Origin of the sequence: Stieleria sp. JC731 (assembly GCF_020966635.1) — a bacterium.
Lineage (GTDB): Bacteria > Planctomycetota > Planctomycetia > Pirellulales > Pirellulaceae > Stieleria.
Window position 1 is genome coordinate 30779 of record NZ_JAJKFQ010000003.1, and the last position, 24424, is coordinate 55202.

The window sequence follows — 24424 nt, forward strand, 5'->3', positions numbered from 1 at the left end:
TGAGGCTGACTGCGAATCGAAACTGTTCATTCGCCCCCCCTTATTGGCCCGCTATTGGCCGTTGTCGGATCCTTGCAATCCAGATCGGTGCTGGGGGCGACTAATCTGTCCGGACGCGATAAACTGCTAACTTGCCGGGCCGGTTCGGTCCCGATCGAACTGCATTCACTAACCCGCCAGATTCATCCAGAGAGATAAACGCAGTGAGTTCTGACCCGTTTAACGTACGCGATCAATTTGAAACCGGTGAAGGTAAAGCAACGATCTATCGATTGAGTAAGTTGCAAGATGCGGGTTTAGGTCAAATCGATCGGATGCCATTTTCGATCCGAGTCCTGTTGGAGTCGGTGCTGCGGAATTGCGATGGATTTTCCGTTAGCGAGCAAGACGTCAAGAACATGGCGGCCTGGAACGCAGCCGACCCAGCAAAGCAAGAACTTCCTTTCAAGCCATACCGTGTTGTCCTTCAAGACTTCACCGGCGTCCCCGCGGTCGTCGACCTTGCAGCGATGCGTTCGGCGATGCAGCGTATCGGAGGTGATCCCAACAAAATCAACCCGCTGATTCCCGTTGACTTGGTCATCGACCACAGCGTTCAGGTTGATTATTTCGGCAGCGATAGCTCGCTGGCAAAGAACGTCGAAATCGAATTCGAGCGAAACCGCGAACGCTACGAATTCTTGAAATGGGGCCAACAAGCATTTGATAACTTCGGTGTTGTCCCACCTAACGTGGGAATCGTTCACCAAGTCAACTTGGAATACCTCGCTCGCGTTGTCGCGTTGGTCGACACCGCTGACGGACCTGTTGCGGTTCCCGATTCGTTGGTCGGTACCGACAGCCACACCACGATGATCAACGGCCTTGGCGTTTTGGGCTGGGGCGTCGGCGGTATTGAGGCCGAGGCAAACATGTTGGGCCAGCCGCTATACATGCTGATGCCCGAAGTGATCGGCTTCGAATTGACAGGGCAGCTGCCATCGGGTGCAACCGCCACTGACATGGTTCTGCGAGTCGTCGAAATCCTGCGTGCCGAAGGCGTTGTCGGCAAGTTTGTGGAGTTCTTCGGCGACGGCATGAACGCGATGAGTGTTGCTGACCGCGCAACGATCGCGAATATGGCTCCCGAATACGGTGCCACGATGGGCTTCTTCCCCGTGGACAACCTGACGCTTGAATACCTGCGTCAAACCGGACGAAGCAAATCTTCGATCGAACTGGTTGAACGATACTGTAAGGAACAAGGCCTGTTCCGCAACGATGGCGACTCGCCATTGAATTACACCAAGACACTGTCGCTGGACCTTTCGACGGTCGAACCAAGTTTGGCCGGGCCTAAGCGTCCGCAGGACCGTATCGCACTGGCCGGAATGAAAGAGGCCTTCAACGAATCTTTGACCGCTCCGGTAGGAAAGACCGGATTCGGATTGGAGCCTTCGGCACTCGATCGCAAAGGCACTGTCGAAAACAACGGTCAATCGACCGAAATCACTCACGGTGCTGTGGTCATCGCCGCAATTACATCGTGTACCAACACCAGCAACCCATCGGTGATGATTGGTGCCGGTCTGTTGGCCAAGAAAGCTGCCGAACGCGGTTTGAAGGTTGCTTCTCACGTGAAGACTAGCTTGGCACCGGGCTCGCGCGTTGTCACCGATTACTTGAACAAAGCCGGTTTGACGGAGGCTCTGGATCAACTCGGATTCAACACCGTCGGCTACGGTTGCACCACGTGCATTGGCAATAGCGGGCCGTTGCCTGAACCGGTTGCCAAGGCAATCAAACAGGGTGACTTGGTCGCGTCTGCCGTACTGAGCGGCAACCGTAACTTCGAAGGTCGCGTCAACCCGCTAACCAAAGCCAACTATTTGGCCAGTCCGCCACTTGTGGTCGCTTATGCTTTGGCCGGAACGACGGATATCGATCTCAATACCGAACCGCTCGGACAGGGTTCTGATGGCAGCGACGTATTCCTGAAAGATGTCTGGCCGACTGCCGAAGAGATTCGTGACACGATCAAGACTTCGATCGATCCAGAGATGTTCACCAAAGAATACGGTGCTGCCGTTGCTGGCAACGAGCTTTGGAACAAAATCGATGCCGCAGAGGGCGCGATTTACCCCTGGAGTGATGACAGTACCTACATCCATCATCCGCCATTCTTGGATCACGTTACCAAAGATGCCGATCCAAAAATCGCTCCGATCGAAGGTGCCCGCTGCCTGGTATTGCTGAATGATTCCGTAACGACCGACCACATTTCGCCAGCCGGTGCCATCGCCAGCGACGGACCTGCCGGAAGCTATCTGCAAGATTCAGGCGTCCCCGTTGTCGAATTCAATAGCTTTGGATCACGTCGCGGAAACGATCGCGTGATGGTTCGCGGAACCTTCGCAAATATTCGAATTCGCAACCAACTGGCCCAAGGCACCGAAGGCGGATACACACGGTATTTGCCAACCGACGAGGTCACCAGCATTTACGACGCATCGATGCGGTACCAATCCGAAGGCACACCACTTGTGGTGCTCGCTGGCACCGAATACGGAACCGGCAGTAGCCGCGACTGGGCCGCCAAAGGCACCATGCTTCTCGGCGTTAAAGCCGTGATCGCGGCCAGCTATGAACGTATTCACCGCAGCAATTTGGTCGGGATGGGCGTTCTGCCTCTGGAATTTGCTGAAGGACAAACTTGGCAAAAGCTGGGACTCAATGGCGAAGAAACCTTCGACATCCCAGACCTGTCTGAAGAACTTGAACCTCGTAGCACTATCTCTGTCACTGCAACGGCCGCGAACGGTGATGTGACGAAGTTCGACTGTATCGTCCGAATCGATACACCTGTCGAGTTGCAGTACTACCGAAACGGTGGCATTCTTCCGACTGTCCTCCGTAACCTCGCAGACATTTAATCGCCAAACGATCACGCAATCATGTGATCGACTGAAGCGATGCTAGTAGCTAATTCTGATTATCGGCCGGTAACTTGCCGGCCGATGTCGCATCAAACACAAGCGATGTCAACGTTCCCCGCGTTTGGCATCGGTCGTCGGTAGCCGACTTGGCCACCCTGACGTTTAGAACCAGAAAGTGAGATTTGGGAAATAAGTAATGAGTGATATTCACGCACGGTACAACGAAGTCGAAAAGTTCATTGACGACGAACAGTACGAAGAAGCGATCGAAGGATTGACTGAGATCGTTGGGATGGACGAAGACTTCGTGCTAGGCCATTTGGCGTTGTCTCGTGTCTATACCAAAACCGGTCAGCATGACCTTGCGATCCAGCACGGCGAAAAAGCATGTGAACTGGAGCCCAATGATCCCTTCAACTACACCGCAATGAGCGTGACTTATCAACGCGCATGGGCGGGAACCCAAGATCAGCAGTACATCGTCAAAGCCGAGGACGCGAAGGCGAAGGCATCGATGCTGCGTTCACAAGGCTAAAAACGGCCTTCAATCCGACGAGTCATACCAGAGACCAACGACCCTTTGGTATGACTCGGTCTCTGCAGAATTTTCTTCGAATCGCGCGAAGCGGTAACTTTATCAGTCGTCATTGTCGCGCGTTAGATGTCCGCTCTGTGCGATCGCGAGCATCAGCCACAGCATGACTGTGATACTGCCCATAACGCCGAGCAACCCAAACAGACTGATCGGTTCGAGTTGCACTAGCCAAAGGTTGAGCTGCAACATCGGCGGGACTCGTTGCGACAGCATCAACGATGATCCGACGAACACGCTGCTTGCCATCACGCCAAGCACCAGTCGGTTGACAGAGGGACTGAGCTTTTGATGCTCGAGGGTCAGTCTGGCTTCACCACGCCGAACCATTTGCATCATCGAGATCACTTCATCCGGTGCGGACTCGAGAAAGTTTTCGGCCTCAAGATAAATCCGCCGCGCTTGACGCAATCGTCGTTGTGGGCTCAAGCGACGCATCATGGTCTTTTGTGCAAGCGACTGCACAACTTTCATCGAATCGAACCGCACGCCGAGTTCGCTTAACGTGCCTTCGAGCGAGATCAGCATTTTAAGTAGCAACGCTGATTGGTTCGGCAGCTTGATCGAATGATGATGCAGGATGTCAGTCAACGCATTTAGTGCACCCGTCAAGTCGAACTGTTCGATCGACTGACTGCCATAGGTGCCGATAAAATCTGCAACATCGATCGCCAGTGCCGATTCGTCCAATGTTGGTGGTGTTTCACCGACGCGGCGGATTAAGCGAATCAACCGGTTTTGGTCTCCACCGGAGATCGCCAACAACATGTCTTCGATGTTTTCACGAAGGGAATCATCGAGTCTGCCAGTCATGCCAAAATCGAGAATCCCAAGCCGTCCGTCCTCTAGGCAGAATAGATTCCCTGTATGAGGATCGGCATGAAACAATCCCTCTTCGAAAATCATCGCGAGATAGACATCAGCGATCGTTTGTCCGAACTGTTCACATTTAGCGGCATCTAAACGCATCGGGTTTTCAGTTCCGTTGCGATTGATTGCGATGCCGTTCGGAGTTTCGTTCGCTCGAGCTTCCTTCTGTTCTTGCAGCATGTCCGCCAGCGACCGGCCAACAAGCTCATCCATCACCAAGACGCGTCGTGTGCATAGCTCTGGAACTGGCCTTGGAATGACGACTTTGGAATCGTGTCTTTGCGTCCATTCGCAGAAATGTTCCAGCGTCTGCCGTTCCCGACTAAAATCCAGCTCGCGGGAAATCATCGGAGCCAATTGGCGGACAACGTCTGAGGGACGCCAGGCGGCTAGTGTCTCAACGCGTTCGGCCAGGTCTGCTAAACCGCCTAGCAGTTCGATGTCCTGCTTGACGATTTTTTCAAGCCCAGCCCGTTGGACTTTGATGACGACGTACCGGCCGTCATTGAGGACCGCGCGGTGAACTTGCCCAATCGATGCGCAAGCGAGCGGCGTTGGCTCGATGCTCCGAAAGTGGACCTCGTAGTCGTCTCCCAGTTCAGCGGCCAGTGACTTTCGAACTGTTTCGATGCTGTCCGGTCGCACATCGACTCGCAACTTTTTCAGTTCTTCGCTAATCGAAAGGCCGACCAAATCGGGGCGTGCTGCCAGAATTTGCCCCAGCTTGATAAAAGACGGCCCCAGGTCCGTCAGTACCATTCGCACACGTTCTTCACGGCTGAATTGTGACAGCGGAGTCCCGCGATGATCCTTGTACCACTGGCTAAAGGGCAAACGTTGGTGTTGGCTTAACCAATCGGCCAACCCGTATCGCTGCAATACGGCCAGAATCTCACGCCAACGACGCAAGTTTCGGTACAGCTGTGGGATGGCGGTGATTTTCATACGTGGCGTCGATGGCGAACTGGCCTTCGACAAGGCGTTTGTGAATGTGGGCTTTAGCGTGCAACTTCGGTTCGCCGCACAACAAGACTGGACTGTTAGCCCGGCTGAAGAACACGCGAACTTCATTGCATTGTAAACGGGCCCGAATTTCTTTCGATCTGGGGGAAAGTTCGGTGGTTTTAAAGGCAAAAAATAGCTGCCAATCGATCGGTTAAACTAGATCGTCCGATTATCTTTCCCGTCCAAGTTGTCATTGGTCGGTCGTGTTAGTCGTGTGTAGCAGTCAATATTGAGACCCGAAATAGCCAAGCCCATAGGCTGCCGCTCCAATTTCAGGTGCAGAACAGGTCCTGTGAATGTCTGAAGCCCCACCCATCGAGCCCCCCTCCCCAGAAGACAGGTCTGCAGGCGGCGTCCCAAGTGCAGCAAATTCCTCTGCAAATGTTGCCGCAGTTGCGGATCTTGCAAAGCGACTGATCGGGAACGTCGAGCACGCGATTGTTGGCAAACGAAAGCAGTTGGTTCTTTCGCTGGTAGCGTGGCTCAGCGGAGGACACCTGTTACTGGAAGACGTTCCGGGGGTTGCTAAAACCATGTTGGCTCGGGCGCTGGCGAAGAGTGTTGGCTGCACGTTTAAGCGTGTTCAATGCACACCGGATTTGCTGCCCAGTGACGTGACTGGCACTTCGATTTTTAATCAGAAGTCCTCCGAGTTTGAATTCCGTCCGGGGCCTGTCTTCACGCAGATACTTCTCGCCGACGAAATCAATCGCGCGACACCGCGAACCCAAGCTTCGCTGTTGGAAGCGATGGCAGAGTCTCGTGTCACGGTGGATGGGACAACGCACGATTTAGACGCTCCTTTTCTTGTCATTGCGACGCAAAACCCGGTCGATCACGAAGGAACGTTCCCGTTACCAGAAGCCCAACTCGACCGATTTTTGATGCGTTTCAGTCTTGGGTACCCATCGATGGAAGAAGAGTTGCGTATGCTGGATTTGCTTCAGCACACGCATCCGGTTGATAAGTTGCAGGCCGTCGCGACGGCTCAGGAATTGATCTTGGCGCAACAGGAAATCCGCAAGGTTCATGTTGATCCCCGAGTCCGGCAGTACTTTTTGCAGATCATTTCTCAGACGCGGCAACATCCGGATCTAGCTCTTGGCGGAAGCCCCCGAGCGTCGATCGCGTTATTCCGTTGCGGACAGGCGATGGCAGCGATTCGCGGGAAAGCGTTTGTCAGTCCGGACGATATTAAGCGGGTGTTGGGGCCCGTGATGAACCACCGATTGATCATGCAACCCGAAAGTCGGCTTCGTAAATTGACGACCGAAAGCGTGCTCCAAGAGATCGTGAGCGAAATCGCCGTTCCAACGATTCAGGCCTGAGAGAGTTTAGAAGGAAGCGTCACAGGGACTGTGATGGGGACGATTGGTGCGTCCCCAAAGTACCCGTCACGCTCCGTCGTGACGCACCTGTGTCCCACCCCAACAAACCAACGCCCGGCATCACGGGGACCGTGATGGGTACGATTGGTGCGTCCCAAAAGTACCCGTCACGCTCCGTCGTGACGCACCGGTGTCCCACCCCAACGAACCAACGCCCGGCATCACGGGGAACGTGATGGGTACGATTAGAGTGCCCCCAAAGTACCCGGCACGCTCCGCCGTGCCGACCGGTTTCGCAGCTCATCGGAGACAGCTGCGTGCATCACGGGGACCGTGATGGGTACGATTGGTGCGACCCCAGAGTCCCCGGCGCGCTTCGTCGTGCCGATTCTCCCGACTCCGCCTCATCATCGAATCCCCTTCCCCACCTTTGCCCTCATTGTGAAATCGGCTTTGATCCTTTGTAATGGTGGTTCGTTGAGTGGTGTTAGCCCCACGTCCGACCTTTGCGGATCTGGAGAACTTGCGTGGCCGAGAAAACGAAGGATCGACTATCGTTGCATCAACAGATCTCTGTCGATGGCAACGTGGTGCACGAAGTTGGCGAGCAGCCTTTGGTGCTGCATTCGAAACTTGACGGTCCGATCGCGGAGCTGAGCTTTCTGCGTCGCAGTTTGCTCTTCGCCGAACTATCGATGATCGCATACAACGACGATGCCGAAGCGAGAGCGGCAGCATCTGTCGTCGGTTTTGATGATGTAACGATGTATGACCGTGATGGCTCGCAAGCCTATCGGTTCCGCAACGAACACGATTGCGTGATCGCTTGCCGTGGAACGGAGCCAACGGAATGGAACGATATCAAGGCCGACGCGAATGCCGCCAGCGTGCTTGCGGAAACTGTTGGACGCGTGCATCGCGGCTTTAAAAGAGAGGTGGATGACCTATGGCCGATGATCGAAACAGCTTTGCTGGATAATCGGCAACCGCTCTACTTTTGTGGTCACTCGCTCGGTGGAGCGATGGCGACGATATCAGCCGGTCGGTGTTTTCTTTCGCACATTGCCAGCAGCCCAGAAGAGCTGTTTACGTTCGGAAGCCCACGCGTTGGCGACAAGCGTTACATCAACTACGTCCAACTAGATCACTATCGATACGTTAACAACAACGACATCGTGACGCGTGTTCCCCCTAGTTTGTTGGGGTACCGACACAGCGGTTCCGAAGTCTACTTTGATCACAATGGTCGAATTCGGAAGTTGGGAGTCGTTTCTAAACGACGCGACAAATGGCGGGGGTTCATTCGCTCACTAAAGCGTTGGAAGATTGATCATTTTTCCGATCACTCCATCCATCGCTACATCGATGCATTGATTGTCGCGGTGCAAAAAGAAGATGATGAAATTGCCGTCGGAGGCACTTGCAAGCCCGCGGCCGCGTACGCTGATACTGAAGAACAGCACTTGTAGCGGATTGTTAATTCTTCGGTTGGGGCTCAGATGATGTCACTTTTGACTCCTCAAGCCAAGCGTGAAAGAACGATGCGTCCATGTAGTGAAAGACGGCAATTGGATATCGGCAAAATATCTGGGCTCAGAGGTCTGTACCGCCAGGGCCCGTAGGCCTGAGCCTGCCGGATTGTCCAGCATTGAAGTTCGGACGCTTTGGGTTTCGCATTTGCCGCGGTGATCGGCCAAAGACGCTGTCGTTTCGAACAAGATCCGCTTGTCATTGCCGTTTGACTTTTTCGCTGGGCGGTTGGTCAATTGTCGTTCACTTCAATCATTACCTCCAACGCGTCAAAATTCGTTTTCTGACGCTCCAGCCCGCGTGTCCCCGCTCACTGTTCCTTGCCATTCTCGCCTACAATGTCGTAGCAAATAAGCCAAGTGCATTGTTGAAGTAGACGCCCCACTGGCGGATCGGCATTTGCAGTGAAGTAATAATCCCAGGCAAGTTAACCAGGTAGGTCAACGTGGAACGGCAGCGGATGCCGCATGGTTCAAACCGTGTTCACGAAGACAGACCGAATGTGCTGGGAGAACTTACCAAAACTCGCGTTAGTTCAGCATCGCTGGACTCCGCGTCCCGATCGGCTAGTCAATTTGCCAGAACCTGATGTCACAAGAAAGCGATCAACCGAACGAAGAAGGACAAACCGATTCAATTCCGACGCATGTCGAGATTGACGGAATTCGATTGAAGCTGGCGAAGCCGTTTCGCGACGATGCGAAATGGATCGGTCAGGGCGAGATCCTTGAACAGCTGTTGGCGTGCTGGATTTCCATCGACAAAGCTGACCTCCCACTAACGCCGCGGTTGGTTGGCGCACCCGGTGTTGGAAAAACACAACTGGCGATCGCGGCGGCGAAAGCTCAAGGACGCCCGCTGTTTATTTATCAATGCACGGCGGATACGCGACCCGAAGATTTGCTCGTCACTCCGGTGCTCAGCCAAAAAGGCGAAATCGCTTACCACGCATCACCGTTGGTCACCGCGATGATCTGCGGCGGCGTTTGTGTGCTGGACGAAGGCAACAGGATGAATGAAAAGTCTTGGGCTTCGTTAGCACCGCTGTTTGATCACCGACGATACGTCGAGTCGATTGTGGCGGGGATCACGATCAACGCACATTCGGAATTCCGTGCGGCAGTGACGATGAACCAGGATGAGTCGACGTTCGAAATCCCCGACTACATCATGAGCCGATTGCAACCGACACTGCCGGTTGGGTTCCCGAACAAGCAGGACGAGATGGCAATCTTGCAATACCATCTGCCGTTTGCCGAAGCGGAGATGTTGGCGATGACGGTTGAGTTTTTGCAGCGGTCACACCAATTGAAATTGGAGTTCTCACCGCGCGACGGCATCAACTTGCTCCGCTACGCGCTCAAACGCATTTCGCAAGATCCGACGCATCCAGTCAGCCGTGATCAAGCTTGGCAGGAAGCGTTGGAAAAGTGCCTTGGGAATGAAGCATTGGATCTCGAAAAGCTATCCCAGCGGAAAAGTCGCACGCTCGGTGGCGATGCAGTTCCACTCGGTTTAGCCGACCTGTTCTTCGATCGAGATGATCCGATGCACCCTGATCGGGACGATGATGACGAGGATGACGACGATTTCAATGTCTGATATTTCGAGAGCAAATCCAGCATCAGGTGCATCCACGACCACTGTGAAAGGCACGGTGGACGTGAAGCAACCGCCGCCCCGCCCCGTCGCGGTCATCGATATTGGCGCGTCCGCGATTCGAATGGCGATCGCCGAGATCCATCCGAGCGGTGAAGTTCGAAAACTGGATCAGCTAATTCAGCCGGTGCCATTGGGGAAAGAGACGTTCGAAACACGGCGGCTTTCCAGACGCAGTATCGAACGCGTTGTCCGTGTTTTGCGCCAGTACCAACGGATCTTATTGGAGTACGGTATCGACCAGCCTTCTGCGGTACGCGTGGTCGCAACCAGTGCTGTTCGGGAGGCATCAAACCGCTTGGCTTTTGCCGACCGGGTTTACATGGTGACGGGCTTGCACGTCGAGCCAATTGACGAAGCGGAAGTCAATCGCATCACCTACATGGGAATTACGCCGCAGCTGCTTGCCGATGAGGAACTTTCCAATGGCAAGGCGATGGTGCTCGAGATCGGCGGCGGCAGCACGGAAGTCCTTGTTGTTCGCAGCGGCAACGTCTTGGCCAGCCATTCGTATCGTCTAGGATCGATTCGAATGTTGCAGACGATCGACCTTGCGCGAGCGGGGGCGAAACGAAGACGTGCACTGCTGGAAAACCATATCAACCGTATGCTGACCCAGTTAAACGAGTTGGTTCGTTCGGAATCTCAATTGAACTTGGTAGCTGTCGGTGGTGACATTCGTCTAGCAACACGTCTGCTCGGACACGAATCGCTCGGTGGCGACTTGGCTAGCGTTTCGGTCGAACGACTCGCTGAGCTGACTGACGAAGTGCTAACGCTGGACGAGGAAGAAATCGTCAAGAAATACGATGCCACGTTCATCGAAGCCCAAACACTTGGACCGGCTCTGCTAGCGTATTCAGCTGTCGCGAGACATTTCTCGCTTGATCGTATCTATGTTAGCGATACGAACATGCGAGATGGCCTGCTAAAGGACATGGCCTCCGGTGGTCGCTGGACGGCGGAATTCCGGAACCAAATTATCCGTTCGGCGCTTTCACTTGGACGTCGTTTTCATTTCGACGAGATGCACGCCCGCAGTGTTGCCGAATTGTCGCGAAAGCTGTTTTATCAGCTACAGTCGCAGCATCGATTGGACAATCGACACGAAGTCATTTTGTATGTCGCGGCGCTACTGCATGAAATCGGGATGCAGATCAATGTCCGAGGGCACCACAAGCATTCGCTTTATATTATCCGGCACAGCGAGCTATTCGGGTTGTCGCAGTCGGAACTGGTCGAAGTCGCTTTGGTCGCTCGATACTACCGGCGCGCGACACCGCAGCCAACGCACGCGGAATACATGTCGCTCGATCGCGAACACCGCGTCATGGTAAGCAAGTTGGCAGCGATCTTGCGAATTGCTGCCGCACTAGACGATACCAGGACCAGTCGAATTCGCGAGATCGATTGCAAGGTCGATAGTAATCGCCTGATTATCGAGATTCCTGGTGTTAACGACGTCTCACTGGAACAGATCGCGATGAAGCAACAAGCGGGCTTGTTTCGCGATGTCTACGGACTTCCTGTTATGCTTCGCGTGAATGGCTGATGCAATATTGTTGCAAGACGTTTCGCATTGCATTGCCCTGAGTTCCTGAAATCGTCTTGGCCTAACCTGGCAATCAGTTTTCGATTTTGATTACGTGTTTGACAGGCTTCATGGCGGCGTGAACTGCCGCTACCAACGGTTCGCGTTCTTGTTCTGAATCCTTGACGGCCTTTTCCATGTTGTCGCGGCCCTGCCGCCCATGAAAGATCTGTTTGATCTGCTTCGTTTCATATTCCTGCTTTGCCGCAACCGCATCGTCGACTCTCGCAAATGCATCGCAAAATGGGTTGTCCGTAAATTCCGCCGCCAAATTGATACCATCGGCCAATTGACGAGCCGAAAAGGTTTTCGATGCGCCGCCCCACGTAATTGTGGCGATCCCATGGACTCCTGTGACTTTCAGTGTCAAACGGTTCAACTTTTCATCAAACGGAACAAACGTCATGCCTGAGCGTACCGAATCATCTCGGTCGATCGGGCCAGGGGCACAGAAGCAGTATCGCTCGCTCGTGACATGGATTTCGCCATGGTTGACGCGCTCGACATGGTGACCACCTTCACCTTTGCCTGATTGGTTTTCTAGATTGACCGAGATCGTTCCCAAGTCACCGTCGAGGCCTAGCGAGGTCAGGAAGGCGTAGGCCATGATTGCATGTCCGGCCCAGTCTGGGTGAATACCATCTCGGCCAACGATTTCGTAGGGTTGTGAACCGTCGCCAAGGTAAAGTCCGGGAGCCGCAACGCGAGCTTTGTACATCGGCCAAAAGACGTCCGCGAAGGCGACTTGTTCGCGCTGAGCAACACCCATCGCGATATCACGCAGTGCACAGAGATGCTGGTTGTGTTCTTCAAGAGTTCCGGATCGTGATTGAACCCAGGTCGCCAATTTGCCGCTGCATCCTGGCGAACCGACAACGACTTTGGCACCAGCGTTTTTCAGTTTTCGCACGATCGCGGTATAGTGATCCTCGTACCACTTCCCGTTGGTGATATCGAATGGTCGATATCTAGCATCGTTCATGCCGTAGCATAGCGTGGCGATGGTGGGATCAAAACGCAGACAATCGTTATCCATCCGCCGAAGGAAACCATCGGTCTTTTCGCCGCTCCATCCATACTGCCGTACCGACACGTTCAAGTCAGGCATGCAAGCGGTCAAGTAAGTCTCGATCAACCTAGAATACATCCGCTGTTCGGTGATCGAATCTCCGACGATGGCCAATCGGTCACCAGAGCGAAGCAGCATTGCACCGGGCTCTGGTGCCTTGCGAGGGTTCAGTTTGACAAAAGCCTCGCCCTCGGGTTTTGCCTCGTATTCATACGGGCCTAAAACGGGCAAAGGCAGCGTTTGCGGTGATACATCCTGCGCAGCTGCAGTCAGCGTAGCGCAAACGAGCAGAAGGGCTGAAATCGATCGCATTGATAAGTCTGGCGGGAAAGATGAGGAAGGTAGGGGATAGGTGGGGATGATCCTCACAACGATGCATGGGTATCTGTTGCACCGCTTTGCTAGATGGTTGCTACGCCACGTGAAGTGGCAGCTAGGCTGGGTTCCATGGTAGTCGACAGACGCCCCATTGGCCGTTGTTTTCGTCGACAGCGACCTCAATCCAGCTCAAATGGTCACCGAATTTCGCTCGTGTTTTATCGCGGACGCGTTCGGCGATGACACGCGCGATTTCTTCAGCGGTCGTGTTTATCACGGGCAACATCACGCAGTCTTCATTGGGGAACACCCAGCGGCGATCGCGGAATCGAGCTGTTGTTTCTTTTTCGTCGGACTCAATTTTGATTTCCGCGTGATCGGTCGGCAGAATGACGTGATGATCCAGCAGCAACGTTTGCTCTAAAACCGCATCACGCAACGCGATAAAGTCCACAACATAGCGGTTCTCATCCAAAGGTCCTTCGACGCTGGCACGGACGCCATAGTTGTGACCATGCAGTCGTTCGCAAATATCGCCGGCGAAGGTGATGAAGTGTGCTGCAGAGAAAACAAATTGCTCTTTCGTAACATCAACTCGAAAGGTCGCACCGTTGTTGGACATAAAAAAGTAGCTCTACTGACAGCGAAGGAGGAAATAGAGTCCGGCGGCAATCAGGTCCGCCGTCGTTCCTGGATTGAGAGGCTTTGGATGACTGGTGCGGAGGAAGTTGTCAAACTGTTCGCAAGCTTTGGCGTCATTGTGATCGAAGTCCGCTTTTGTCATGACTTGCAGCGCGACTTGATCGCCAAATTTTCGAGCGATCAGCGAATCTGGGCGTCGTCTTAGTAATACCAGATGTGCACGAGAGATACCGGTCAATACGTCGCCGGAATCGCCTATACACGTTTCAATGGTTGGCGCGACGACTTGGAGCAAATCTTGAAATCCATCGCTGTAGTTTTCCGCGATTTGATCGCGGGCTCGCGCCGAACGCATCGCTGACATGAAATCCGGTGGTGGCGAATCGGCGAGATCCATGTCATCGACATTTCCCATCCCTCCTGGATGCGCTTGATTGATCGCAGAATACAAGTGGCTAGCGTCTTCGCTATCGAGCTGTTCCAGAAGTTCTGAAATCGCCAGCGACGTCGAGTTGACGTCCTTGGTGAGCTTGGACTGTTGATCGATCTTGACTAAAGGGGCGATCAACAAAAGGATTCCGAGGTTGACGTTGGTACCGATCTGATTCGAGACACTCCGTACCGCACTCAGCACGTCACAACTGAAGCGAGCATCGGGGCTGCGGAACTGTTCGGCTGTGAGATGTGCCGCGGAAACAAAGTCGTTGTAGGAAAGATCGTGAAAACTCTTTCCAGGGTAGACGTTCCCGGCCTTTGGCGCGGTCGCTTCCAAGATGCACGCCCACAAGACGGCATCCGCCGGTGTTGGACAGCGCCAACGCAATGATTCAATCGCGCTAATCACGACTTGTTGTCAGTCGCTATATCGCTCAGAAACGTCTCGATTGCGGAGAGAACCTCCTCCGGCGCGTCTTCGAGAACGTAGTGGCCTGCATCGGGGATCTCTACCGAGCGGGCATGTGGCCAAGCTTTCTGAAACCGATGCAAACAATCCGGTCGGAAGCACCAGTCTTTCATTCCCCAAACCAGTTGTGCCGGAATGTCGGTTAGGTCAGCAAGGGAAGCTTCTAGTTCGGAAAGCGTCTGAAATGTCGGATGAGAAGAGCTCATCGGGATGTCGCGAACGAAGGCATCAATCGCAACGCGGTTCTGCCAACTGTTGTATGGGCGCAGCAGTCCTGCGGCGACTTCGGGATCGAGCTTGTTGCGGTCCATAGCCATCGTGATCGCGGCACGAGCAAACAAGTTCATGCCACGCACCCCTAGCGTTCCGAAAAACGGGATGCGGCATGCGGCGATCCGCCATGGGACGTAAGGTGGCGGGAACGCTCCGGTGTTAAGCAACGTGATTGCAGAAAACCGTTCACGGCATTTCAGTAGCGCGCCCAATCCGATTGCTCCACCCCAGTCGTGTGCTAGCAGCATCACATTCTGCAAATCCAAATGCTCGATCAGATCGGCAAGGTTCTGCTGATGGTCGGCCAGTCGATAGGTGAAATCAACCTGCGAAGGTTTGTCGCTGTCACCACAGCCGATGTGGTCAACCGCGACGACGCGATATTGCGATGAAAATCGTTGGAAGATGTTTCGGTAGTAGTAGCTCCAGGTCGGATTGCCATGCACGCATAAAATCGTGCTGACTTCCGCCTGCTGGGACTGATCCCCTCGGTCGCGGTAGGCGAGTGAATAGGGGCCCGCCTTAAAACGGGAAACCGGAACATCGAATTGATTGGTCAACTGTTGCATTTCGATAGTGTTGCCGGTTTCTTGTCGATCGGGAAGTCGACAGGGGCAACGCATTTCGTACATTACCGTGCGGAACAGCTAAAAAGCCTAGAAAATTCCGTGTTTGGTCTCTCGGACGACGCTAACTCCCACCCGTTTTAATCTTGTGAAGCTGACCCTAGCCAGCATCCGGAAGTTATTTCGCGAAGACTTTAGCGGTGAAGCCCCGATTCTGATTGACCGATCGAACCTGCATGGGGCAATTCGGCATTGGCAGGCAGTGGTTGATGGAATCGAAGGCTGCAATCGTACCAAGCACCCTGGAGACAAAGATTCGCGCTCACGGACGCTATGTCGATTCACGATCCCAGAACCAGAATCCGATCGCAGCCATTGGCGAAGCGAAGAATTTCGCTTGCAATACGACGAGGAATGGCACCTGACGCTGCATTCCTATTGCGGGCATGTCGGTACCAGCCAAGTAAAGACCACCGTCAGTGATGTTGACGAGATTAAACAATTCGTTCGGCACGTCCACCAGCGTTACGCGAGGCAAAAAGCGTCCGCACAGAAACGTGAGAAAGTCCGGCAATTTAAATCAAAAGCCATCTTGGCTCAGATTCGAAAAATCGCCAAAGAGGAAGGGTTTGATTTCGCAGCCACGCAGGACACGGTAAAAGTAAAACTATTCGTCAAATTGGCGTCCCATGAAATGATCGAAATGCATGTGCCGTTCAAGCAGTTCGAGAAAGTGATGCCACGCTTGAAGACAACGATCCAAGATTTGCGACAACTGTATTCCGAAGGCTTGCGATTTAAAATGCAACCTGTCAGTCGCCTTCCGTGGGATCTTGAATGGGTCGATCACGAGAGTTTGTAAATGCAAGCGTGTATGGAAACCTAGATGGTCAACAGTGCCGTCTTTGACCTGCACGCTAATGAAAGAATGCAACGAGTGTTGAGGAGATAACATTGCCGGTACGCATCGATGCAAGCGAGCTCACCGAATTGCTGGAGCTAACGCCTTCGACTCAAAATGTCATGCTTGTCGGACGGCATGGGATTGGCAAGAGTGAGATGATCACAAGTTTCTACGCATCACGCGGGATCCCGGTGATCTCTTTCTTCCTTGGGCAGATGAGCGACCCGGGGGATTTAATCGGTTTGCTGCACAAGGACGAAAGCACGGGCCGAAGTGAGTTCTTGCCGCCCTACTGGTGGCCTGCCGATGGCAAGCCCATCGCGTTGTTCCTAGATGAGCTTAACCGAGCGCGGCCGGAGATCCTTCAGGCGGTCATGGAACTGGCGCTGAACAAGACTCTCGCTGGCAAAAAGCTTCCCGAAGGAAGCGTCATTGTGTCGGCGGTAAACGATGGCGACGAATACCAATTAACCGATCTCGATCCAGCCCTGGTGTCGCGTTTTAATCTTTACGAGTTCGCGCCGACTGTGGAGGATTGGTTGGTCTGGGCCGAGAACGCAGATGTCGATCATCGCGTTATTCAATTCATACAGCAACAACCTCAGTTCCTAGATGGCGCTGGGCTGAACGAGGGCGGAGCATCAATCGAGACACTATCGGGACTCGTGAAGACCCCGGACCGTCGATCATGGAAACGTGTCAGTGATCTTGTGAAACCAATCCAGGGCGTCACAGACCGCCATTGTAAATTGATCGCTGGAATTGTCGGTTCGGCCGCGGCGACAGCATTTCGCAAAAGTCTTGCCACACAGTTGCCAGTCACGCCGGCCGATGTCTTGCTGGAGCTTTCGAAACACCGCAAGGTGCTCAACTCGCTCGGACTGGCAGAGCTTCTATTGTTGAATGAGCAAGTTTTGTTGTGGATTTGTACAGACAAATGTCCCGCGAAACATCTCGATAAAGCCAGAAACGGACTCTTGGGCTACTTGAAATTATTGCGGAAACGCAAGCTTGATGAAGCCGTTGCTCATTTTGTCGCGATGTTAGATAAACCAAAGTTTGAACCGGTCATGGGATTTGTTTCAGAGTCACTAGAACTGACCGAACTTCTGACCAGCTACATGGAAGGTATCCGAATCGACTGATTTAGGATTGCCATGAATTCACAAGCTTCCAACAAATCGTTTGCGCGTTTAACGGCACGGGAAAGGATCACTCAGGTGGTCGAGACGTGGTTCCTTACCGAGCCGCTCTTATTTGCCGCATGGACGATCCATGATGTGCAGCCCCAGCCACACATTGAAACGGTTCGTGTCGCGAGAGGAAAAGTTGAATTCAATCCGATGTTCATCTTATCCCTTCGTCGCGATCAGCTGCGCGAGGTTTTGACATTTGAAGCGATGCGGATTCTGTTGGGACATCCTTATGAAAGGCGTAAGCCGAATCCGGACTTGTCGTATATGGCGAGCAACCTAACTGTGCAGGAATGTGTTCGAACGAACTTGCCGATCCCTCGCGCCAAAGACATATTCGGTTCTGACGAATTCAGTGACCAATATTTCGAATTTTACTACCGTGAATTGTTCGAGCGGCAGCAGAAGGATGAGCCGGACGAGCAGCCCCCAGAGCAACGCGAAGATAAACTTCAAAATAATGATCGTGATGAGGCTTCCACGAACGACTCAAGCGATCCGGCCACGGACTTAACACAGGCTTCAGAAGATGAAGCAAACTCGGATGCTGAACTAGATCTCAGTCAACGGGACAAAACCAACGACGCCACGGATGCCGATTCCTCGAGTCCTGAATCCGAGTCAGGAAGTTCTGACGGTACCGAGAAGGGATCTGTTCCTCTTCAACGGTATGCAGATGCGGAGCAAGTCGGAACCGAAAATGCTGCCCAATGGGATAGCGACGAACTTCTTAAAGACGAGATCAACGCGGCGGTGCGCGAAGCCGCCGAGACAAGTGGCTGGGGAAGTATCGGCGGATCGGCCAAGGAGCAATTGCTCGCGACTTTAAACCCTGTGATGGATTATCGCGGAGTTTTGCGACTGTTCCGCCAAAATGTGCTTTCTGTTAGACGTCGATTGACACGAATGAAACCGAGCCGGCGTTATGGATTCGCCCAAATGGGAAGCCGGTATGACGTGACAACGAAGCTTCTATTTGCCGTCGACGTTTCCGGTTCGATGAGCCGTTCCGATTTGCAACTAGGATTTTCGGTTGTCGGCAAATTCTTTCGATACGGTGTCGAATCGGTCGATGTCTTGTGGTTTGATGAGGAGCTGCGGTCCGAAGCAGTCACGATTCGGCGGGCACGACGGCAATTTGAAATCACTGGCCGTGGTGGCACAAATTTCCAGCCCGTGATGGATTACATCGATCAACATCCAAACTATGACGGGCTGATCATTTTCACCGATGGCTATGCACCGGTGCCTCAAAAACCGCAGAACGCTCGAACCAAGGTGCTATGGCTATTTCGTGATGAACACACCTACCAAAAAATGAACGCGGCACTGAAAGGGTTCGGAAAGTCGGCGTATATTCACTCCGAACGCTCAAAGCCACGCCAATCATTGTCGCCATTCACGCCGTGAAGGTCGTGTTCTATCCCGCTGATATTGTGGAACGGGGAGCCAATTTTTGAGAGATCAGGGCTGAAGATCAACATCTCGCTACGCCACCGTGCGATGAACGGACGCAAAAGGTGAACGGCATAACGAATTGTCGACCACAGAAACTATTCCGTTATTGCTTTGATCATTTCAATCGCCTTTTGAGCTGCCTCGGCTGTTTTGGGATCCTGGGACGATGCTAACTTCGCTGACGTTTTCAAACAGGCAATGAGAGTCTCGCTGCGTTCGGCGTCGAACTCGTCTTGGTATTTTTCTTTGACCTGAAGCATTCCTTCGACGGTATCGAGATCTTTCACCGACTCAAGGGCAGAGCGTTCCCAGAACATCAAGCTATACATGGCGATAGCGTTTGCACGAGACTTCAAAAACGGTGAAAGCGAATCGGTATCACGGACCAGTCTCGCGAATCGATAGGCGAGTTCAATCGCTTGGCGTTCGTTGCGATTGGAAAGGATCCGCTGCGCGTCATCGAGAAGCTGCGCCAGTTGCCGGGTTTCACCTTGCGATTGTGGCTGCAAATGGTTGAGTAGCAGCCGGGCACCGTCCTGAAGGTCTGCAACCTTGGTGTTCGAGATCGACGATTGCTGAGACATCGCAAGTCGTTCACTGAGTTCGAAGATCGCTCGTGTTGAGATTTTGGAAAGCTGAACAGCTTCCTGTGACTCTTCGGAGAATTGCGGAAGTTTTGGCCGTCGCCCTACGATCGTTTCGATCACATATGTGAAAAGTTTTGGGTCTTCCGAACGGGTCACCAAATCGGTGAGCGTCCCCATCGTTCGCAGAAACTCCGACGCTGTACCCGCATCACCGCAACGCTTTAGACCTTCGATTGATTGAGAAAACCGCGCGTTCTCGCCGAGAACCAAAATTGTTCCCCATAGCAAATGGACTCGGCCGGGATGATCGGCAAGTTCGCTCGATGCGACTAAGTCCATAATCTGTTCGGCCATTCGCAACGCATCGCTGCTGTTGCCGCGAGCTTGCTCGATTTGCATTTTCCAGACCAACCATTCGGCCGCAATAAATCGGTCCTCGTCGAATTGCTGGTCGGTGGGTGGCACGTCAAAGGCATCGGCCGCCTGATCCAGAATCGCTTGTTTTTCACTGCCGGTGTAAAAGCTGGCGCGTCGAAATAGTGCTCGCCCCAGCGAGAACTGCGCTTTTAGATCCTTCTGGCCGGTGTCCATCGCTTTCTGAAACGCTTCGACCGTCAAGTCAAAGAACCGCTTTCGGCGTTCGACTTCCTCTTCTGTGTCGCCGGCGGAACAGTAGAAAGCGATGTCTTCGCAAATGTTTCCTTTCGTGGTCCAAGTTCCGGCAAGTGTCCAGGTAACGAATTCGCTTAGATTTGGTTCGTAGCTATCTAAGGCGGCGGTAATTTCTTCGAAAGATGACTTCAGTATCGGCAGCTTGATTGCAACATCGTCCGATAGATAGGCGAGTCGGACACCGATCGCAGCGGCATCGACCAAAGCTTCGAAACGTTGAGCTTTCGATCGCACCGTCATGTTTTCAGCCGTAGCGATTCGATTCACAGCCTGTTGATAGAGCGATCGTGCCATCGCGAAATGGTCCGATTTTTCGGCCGGGTCATTGGTCGCATCTCCGATTAACCGGTAGGCATCGGCACGCCAGCGAGATTCCATGACCGGAGTCGCACCCATTGCTGCGGATCGATTTGCAAACCGAAGCATGGACTCTCCGTCTCGCTTTTCCATTGCGAAGAAAGCTTGAGCGATGCGGTTCAGGTATTCACTGCGATGATCCGGATCAAATTGTGGATCTTCTAAACTCAAAAACGTGGTCGCAATGAGGATTCGAAGTCGTTGATCGGGATCATCCTCGTAAAGCTTGACAACGGTTTGGTCGGTGTAGACCGTTGATGTCAGCTTGCAGAATAGTTTGGTGATGTCAGCATCAGTCGTTGGTCCGGATGACGGCTTCGGAATGATGTCGTTGGACTCAAGATGCATTTGAGGGATCAATACCGTTTCGATGGTGGGCTTGATCACGTTTTTCAGCAGATGGGATTTTGTAACCGACTCTCCCTTATCGGGACCGAACTGTTCCATGCCAAAACGATTGAGAAGCTTGATGGTTGGCTTGAACACCAACTGATTGGCAATGAGCCTCTTGGCTTCTGTGTCGGATGCTCTTTGGAAGTAGCTCATCGCGACGCTGTGAATTGCGAGGTCCAGTTGACTGGAATCCGGGAGCGAAGGCAGATTCAATCGGTAAGCCTGGCCAAGACGATTTGGTATTCGAACTGTTTCCGGATCGCCAGCACTGAGGGCTACCGATTGGATCAATCGTTCGCATTCGAGCTGAAGTGAAACTTCGTCTTGGATGTGGTCATTGAAAAGTTTGCCGACACGTAAATAGTCGAACGCTCGTGTAAGCTTTGCGTCCTGCGTTGTTCCAGGGCGATATCGTAGATTCGCAATTTCGTCATTTCGAATGTCGGACAATTCGATTGCTTTTAGCGCCATCATGTCGGCCCCGTTTTTCAATCGCCAATTGTCCAGAAGCTCAATTGCCACACGAGATTTATTTCGCAGTGTAGAGCTACCAGGATCAGTTGCCTCACCATTGATCGCAGCGACACAGCACTGCAGAAACGGATGATATGCGTTAGAAACGAGGTCTAGTATGGATGACTGTCCATTGCCAATCGCATCGCTTGCCTCTGCGAGTTGGTTTTTACCGCCGCCACGTATCATGCTCTCGATTCGCAACGCGCCGGCCAAGCAGCGGTAACGTTCGCTGGAACTGACTCGATCGATGCAGGTAAGCAGCGTTGGGGCGATTTCACCGCTACGCGAAACCACATCGTCACTGGGCAGTATCAATGCGGCCGCCAAGGGAACCGCAAACGCGGCCGGAGAAACCTGGACACCGAACTGTGTTTCGATAGCGAGTAGCGATTCGACTTGTCGCTTGAAATCGATCTGATTTGGCGTGAATGAATTGGCGAGCAGTTCTGCGTTGGTCGCACGGATAAAACTTTCGATGACCGGTCCAATATTTAAAGACCTGACATTGGCGAGCGTGATCCCGCTGGTTTCCAAAGCAACACGCAGTTCTGGCATTGCCGTTTGCTTAGCACGAATCTGGTTCAGCGTGTGAACAAGGCTCACCAACGTTTTTCGAGGGGCATCGAGATTGGACGCGGTATCCAGTTTTTGCAGCAGTGCTGTCGTGGTCGACCAGTCGTTGTCAATAATCGATTCTCGGAGCCGAGCGATCAGACGGTCGGTCTCTAGCAGAGGGAAGTCGCTTCGGACTTCATCTAAAACTGAGTTGGCGATATTGGAGTTGGTGACAACTCCGGTCGCCACCGGTTCGACGGCACTAATGTATTGATCGCGGATTTTTAACCAGCGTGACAGGTAAGGTTCTAGCCCACTGTCGAGTCCGACTAGCTTTTCTGCTCTTGCGAAGTCCGCCCTCAGGTCATCAGCCAACCAATCGTTGACGGTCCAGGATTGAATCGGTTGGCCAATGGTATCCGCCACAGCAACGAGTAAAGCACACAGCGGAGTGCTTAACGAATCGGCTTGATCAAACGTTGGCGACTGTTCTTCTAACGCGGTTCGTACGGTTTGAATATCGTCGCGAATGATTGCTGAATCCTCTAGAAGTCTCCAGCGGAGATTCGCTGCGGCTAGCAGTTGATTGAACTGACGATGGGATTCAATAAGTTCTTCGTTCTCGGAATCAGACCACTGCTGCATTCCATTGTTGATCGATTGCTTGACGGATGCCTGCTGTTCGGTCGGTGATTCGGCATCGACGTTTAGCATTTGGAAACAGTCATGCAGTGCAGACCGTTTGTCAGAATTGCGAATCGACTTTCCAGACGCTTCGATTTCAGCCAGCGTCTGATGAACTCGGTTGACTAGACGGTCGGCCGCATTTGCAAACAGCAGTTGACTACTGGTGCGCAAATCCACCTCGTTGTTTTCAGTCAGCGAAACCGGCGCACTGGATGCAAGATCACCGGCTTCGCTTAAGACCACATTGATCAACGTGAAGCTCGACTCGGCGAATGCCTGTTGATCCGTGCGGTCGTAGCTTGCTTGCGTTCGGGCAAGCAATTCACGAGCGGTATTGATCTCACCTTGATTAACAAAGCTATAGAAGCTCTCAGGGAAAAAATACCACCACGAGGTGACTCCGATTGTCGAGACTAGCAGAAGTGTGGCGATCGTGGACAGGATGCGAGTGACGGTGATGCCGCCGCTTTTCTCGACTCCTGACGCGACTGCCAGTGCCGTGATCATATCGCTGCAAGAACGGTAGCGTTTCTTGGGATCACGCTGCAGTGCCTTTTGAAGGACTTTCCGTTCCGGCGGCGTCAGCGCCGTCAAGTCAAGATTGCCCGTTGACTTTGCCGCGATCATGCTGGCATGGGTTGTCACATCAAATGGAAGCAACCCAGTTCGCAACTCGTAGTAGGTGACGGCGAGTGAATACTGGTCGACATAGAGGTTTTCGCCTGATGTGGTCGAAAGGTGCTCGCCTTCCAAAATCTCTGGCGATGCATAGGCGGGTGTCGCGTGAGTCTGTTGTGTTGCGCGGACATCACGTTCAATCTTTTTGGCCAGACCAAAGTCACAGACTTGTGCTTCGCCACCAACCAATAAAATGTTTTGCGGTTTAATGTCAAAGTGGTAGACGTCATGCTCGTGGTTGAGCAAGTCGATCGCGCTAGCGGCCGCACGCAAGTACCGAATCGTTTCCTCCGGTTCAATCCCCAAAGGAGTTTCCAAGTCCGACGGCGGAAGCCCGGCTTCTTGGCGGACGTATCGCAAGCGGTCATAGAGCGTGCAGTCACCGAGCCCCATGACGACGATCAATTGCTCGGCAGTGATTCTTCGCTTGGGCGGTTGATTATCCGGAGACTCCAGTGGCTCGCTGATTGCAGAGTCCGGTGACAGACCAAACGACGGATCGAAAGAACCGTGCATGGTTGGATCGATCGCCATCGTTCCGCCAATTTCGGCATCCGAAGGTTGAGACGCGCCGGGCGGTGAAGGAGGCTGATTTGTGGTCCCAGGAAATGGGTTTGGTGGAGCCGAATGGACCGAATCCAGGGTTAGTTCTTCCGTCTCGCCATCGGCCAAGATTCGACCACTGGCGTCCTTGGTCCAAAACCCAAATAGCGGGCAGAGGTTCGGGTGGTGAACGTCCCGAATGGTTTTGAGCGCCTTGAGCTCCTTTCGTCCTCCGACGTCTTTCAGGGAGCGAACGATTTTAAGTGCAACCTTGATTCCGCCAGCTGCTTGTGCCTGCCATACGTCCCCAGCCATTCCACTGCCCAATGGGGCGATCAGTGTATATCCGGGGACGATTTCCATTCCTGGTTGGAATTCGACAGGTGGAGGACTGGTCATCAGACGTAATCAAATGTGAGAGCTGAAAACAACAGTATGCGGATAAGGAAGGCGGGAGGTCCAGATTGTTTCAATCGCGTCCCTACAAGTTAACACGACCATTGGATCGACGATGTTGCAAAAAGGCAACGTGTCTTGTTTGACACCCCACCCCCGCAACCTAAGTTTGATGCGAAACCGCAACGTCTGCGGCGAAAACTCCACATCCGATGATCTTGTC

The 24424-nt window shown here is 53.1% G+C and carries 15 protein-coding genes; 9 read left to right on the plus strand and 6 right to left on the minus strand.

Annotated features, from left to right (window positions below; all coding sequences use genetic code 11):
- The first annotated feature begins 203 nt into the window (after window positions 1-203).
- Entirely contained in the window at window positions 204-2912 is a 2709-nt protein-coding gene (acnA, locus tag LOC67_RS10930) for an aconitate hydratase AcnA (RefSeq protein ID WP_230262636.1), read from the plus strand.
- Window positions 2913-3111: 199 nt separating this feature from the next.
- The gene (locus LOC67_RS10935) at window positions 3112-3450 is read left to right on the plus strand and encodes a scaffolding protein (protein ID WP_230262637.1); all 339 of its coding nucleotides are present in this window, start codon (window positions 3112-3114) and stop codon (window positions 3448-3450) included.
- Window positions 3451-3552: 102 nt separating this feature from the next.
- Here LOC67_RS10935 and LOC67_RS10940 read toward each other — a convergent pair whose 3' ends face one another.
- Window positions 3553-5322: an ABC1 kinase family protein gene (locus LOC67_RS10940; RefSeq protein WP_230262638.1), complete on the minus strand. Its 1770-nt coding sequence runs from the start codon at window positions 5320-5322 to the stop codon at window positions 3553-3555.
- Window positions 5323-5678: 356 nt separating this feature from the next.
- On the opposite strand from LOC67_RS10940, the gene LOC67_RS10945 reads away from it, so the two are divergent.
- From LOC67_RS10945 to LOC67_RS10960, 4 genes are all read left to right on the plus strand, one after another.
- Window positions 5679-6710 carry an AAA family ATPase gene (locus LOC67_RS10945; RefSeq protein ID WP_230262639.1) on the plus strand — a complete coding sequence of 344 codons (1032 nt, stop codon included), beginning with the start codon at window positions 5679-5681 and terminating at the stop codon, window positions 6708-6710.
- 527 nt (window positions 6711-7237) lie between these two features.
- Window positions 7238-8179 (plus strand): lipase family protein, encoded by a 942-nt coding sequence (locus LOC67_RS10950; protein WP_230262640.1) that lies wholly within the window; start codon window positions 7238-7240, stop codon window positions 8177-8179.
- A 649-nt stretch (window positions 8180-8828) separates the two neighbouring features.
- On the plus strand, window positions 8829-9842 hold the full coding sequence (locus LOC67_RS10955) for an AAA family ATPase (RefSeq protein ID WP_230262641.1): 1014 nt from the start codon (window positions 8829-8831) through the stop codon (window positions 9840-9842).
- Window positions 9820-11451 carry a Ppx/GppA phosphatase family protein gene (locus tag LOC67_RS10960; protein WP_230262642.1) on the plus strand — a complete coding sequence of 544 codons (1632 nt, stop codon included), beginning with the start codon at window positions 9820-9822 and terminating at the stop codon, window positions 11449-11451. The genes LOC67_RS10955 and LOC67_RS10960 overlap by 23 nt, the downstream gene beginning before the upstream one ends.
- 73 nt (window positions 11452-11524) lie before the next feature.
- On the opposite strand, the gene LOC67_RS10965 is transcribed toward LOC67_RS10960, so the two are convergent.
- From LOC67_RS10965 to LOC67_RS10980, 4 genes are all read right to left on the minus strand, one after another.
- Window positions 11525-12871, minus strand: a complete 1347-nt coding sequence (locus LOC67_RS10965; protein ID WP_230262643.1) for an SGNH/GDSL hydrolase family protein — start codon at window positions 12869-12871, stop codon at window positions 11525-11527.
- Between the two features lie 121 nt (window positions 12872-12992).
- Window positions 12993-13499: a 6-pyruvoyl trahydropterin synthase family protein gene (locus LOC67_RS10970; RefSeq protein WP_230262644.1), complete on the minus strand. Its 507-nt coding sequence runs from the start codon at window positions 13497-13499 to the stop codon at window positions 12993-12995.
- Window positions 13500-13511: 12 nt separating this feature from the next.
- On the minus strand, window positions 13512-14363 hold the full coding sequence (locus LOC67_RS10975; protein WP_230262645.1) for a triphosphoribosyl-dephospho-CoA synthase: 852 nt from the start codon (window positions 14361-14363) through the stop codon (window positions 13512-13514).
- Window positions 14360-15319 carry an alpha/beta fold hydrolase gene (locus LOC67_RS10980; RefSeq protein ID WP_230262646.1) on the minus strand — a complete coding sequence of 320 codons (960 nt, stop codon included), beginning with the start codon at window positions 15317-15319 and terminating at the stop codon, window positions 14360-14362. The genes LOC67_RS10975 and LOC67_RS10980 overlap by 4 nt, the downstream gene beginning before the upstream one ends.
- A 91-nt stretch (window positions 15320-15410) precedes the next feature.
- Here LOC67_RS10980 and LOC67_RS10985 point away from each other — a divergent pair, with 91 nt between their 5' ends.
- The 3 genes from LOC67_RS10985 to LOC67_RS10995 all read left to right on the plus strand — a co-directional run bounded on the left by LOC67_RS10985 (window position 15411) and on the right by LOC67_RS10995 (window position 18769).
- On the plus strand, window positions 15411-16124 hold the full coding sequence (locus LOC67_RS10985) for a hypothetical protein (RefSeq protein ID WP_230262647.1): 714 nt from the start codon (window positions 15411-15413) through the stop codon (window positions 16122-16124).
- 92 nt (window positions 16125-16216) lie between these two features.
- Window positions 16217-17311: an AAA family ATPase gene (locus LOC67_RS10990; RefSeq protein WP_230262648.1), complete on the plus strand. Its 1095-nt coding sequence runs from the start codon at window positions 16217-16219 to the stop codon at window positions 17309-17311.
- A gap of 12 nt (window positions 17312-17323) precedes the next feature.
- On the plus strand, window positions 17324-18769 hold the full coding sequence (locus LOC67_RS10995) for a VWA-like domain-containing protein (RefSeq protein WP_230262649.1): 1446 nt from the start codon (window positions 17324-17326) through the stop codon (window positions 18767-18769).
- Window positions 18770-18912: 143 nt separating this feature from the next.
- Here the strand turns inward: LOC67_RS10995 and LOC67_RS11000 are convergent, their stop codons facing one another.
- Window positions 18913-24204, minus strand: a complete 5292-nt coding sequence (locus tag LOC67_RS11000) for a protein kinase domain-containing protein (RefSeq protein ID WP_230262650.1) — start codon at window positions 24202-24204, stop codon at window positions 18913-18915.
- Between the last annotated feature and the right edge of the window lie 220 nt (window positions 24205-24424).

What these genes read in the sequence shown, in the direction of transcription:
- LOC67_RS11000 (WP_230262650.1), bottom strand. Translation starts at nt 24,204, where the DNA reads ATGACCAGTCCTCCACCTGTCGAATTCCAACCAGGAATGGAAATCGTC.
- LOC67_RS10945 (WP_230262639.1), top strand. Translation starts at nt 5,679, where the DNA reads ATGTCTGAAGCCCCACCCATCGAGCCCCCCTCCCCAGAAGACAGGTCT.
- LOC67_RS10935 (WP_230262637.1), top strand. Translation starts at nt 3,112, where the DNA reads ATGAGTGATATTCACGCACGGTACAACGAAGTCGAAAAGTTCATTGAC.
- LOC67_RS10980 (WP_230262646.1), bottom strand. Translation starts at nt 15,319, where the DNA reads ATGCGTTGCCCCTGTCGACTTCCCGATCGACAAGAAACCGGCAACACT.
- LOC67_RS10955 (WP_230262641.1), top strand. Translation starts at nt 8,829, where the DNA reads ATGTCACAAGAAAGCGATCAACCGAACGAAGAAGGACAAACCGATTCA.
- LOC67_RS10960 (WP_230262642.1), top strand. Translation starts at nt 9,820, where the DNA reads ATGACGACGATTTCAATGTCTGATATTTCGAGAGCAAATCCAGCATCA.
- LOC67_RS10970 (WP_230262644.1), bottom strand. Translation starts at nt 13,499, where the DNA reads ATGTCCAACAACGGTGCGACCTTTCGAGTTGATGTTACGAAAGAGCAA.
- LOC67_RS10995 (WP_230262649.1), top strand. Translation starts at nt 17,324, where the DNA reads ATGAATTCACAAGCTTCCAACAAATCGTTTGCGCGTTTAACGGCACGG.
- LOC67_RS10965 (WP_230262643.1), bottom strand. Translation starts at nt 12,871, where the DNA reads ATGCGATCGATTTCAGCCCTTCTGCTCGTTTGCGCTACGCTGACTGCA.
- LOC67_RS10940 (WP_230262638.1), bottom strand. Translation starts at nt 5,322, where the DNA reads ATGAAAATCACCGCCATCCCACAGCTGTACCGAAACTTGCGTCGTTGG.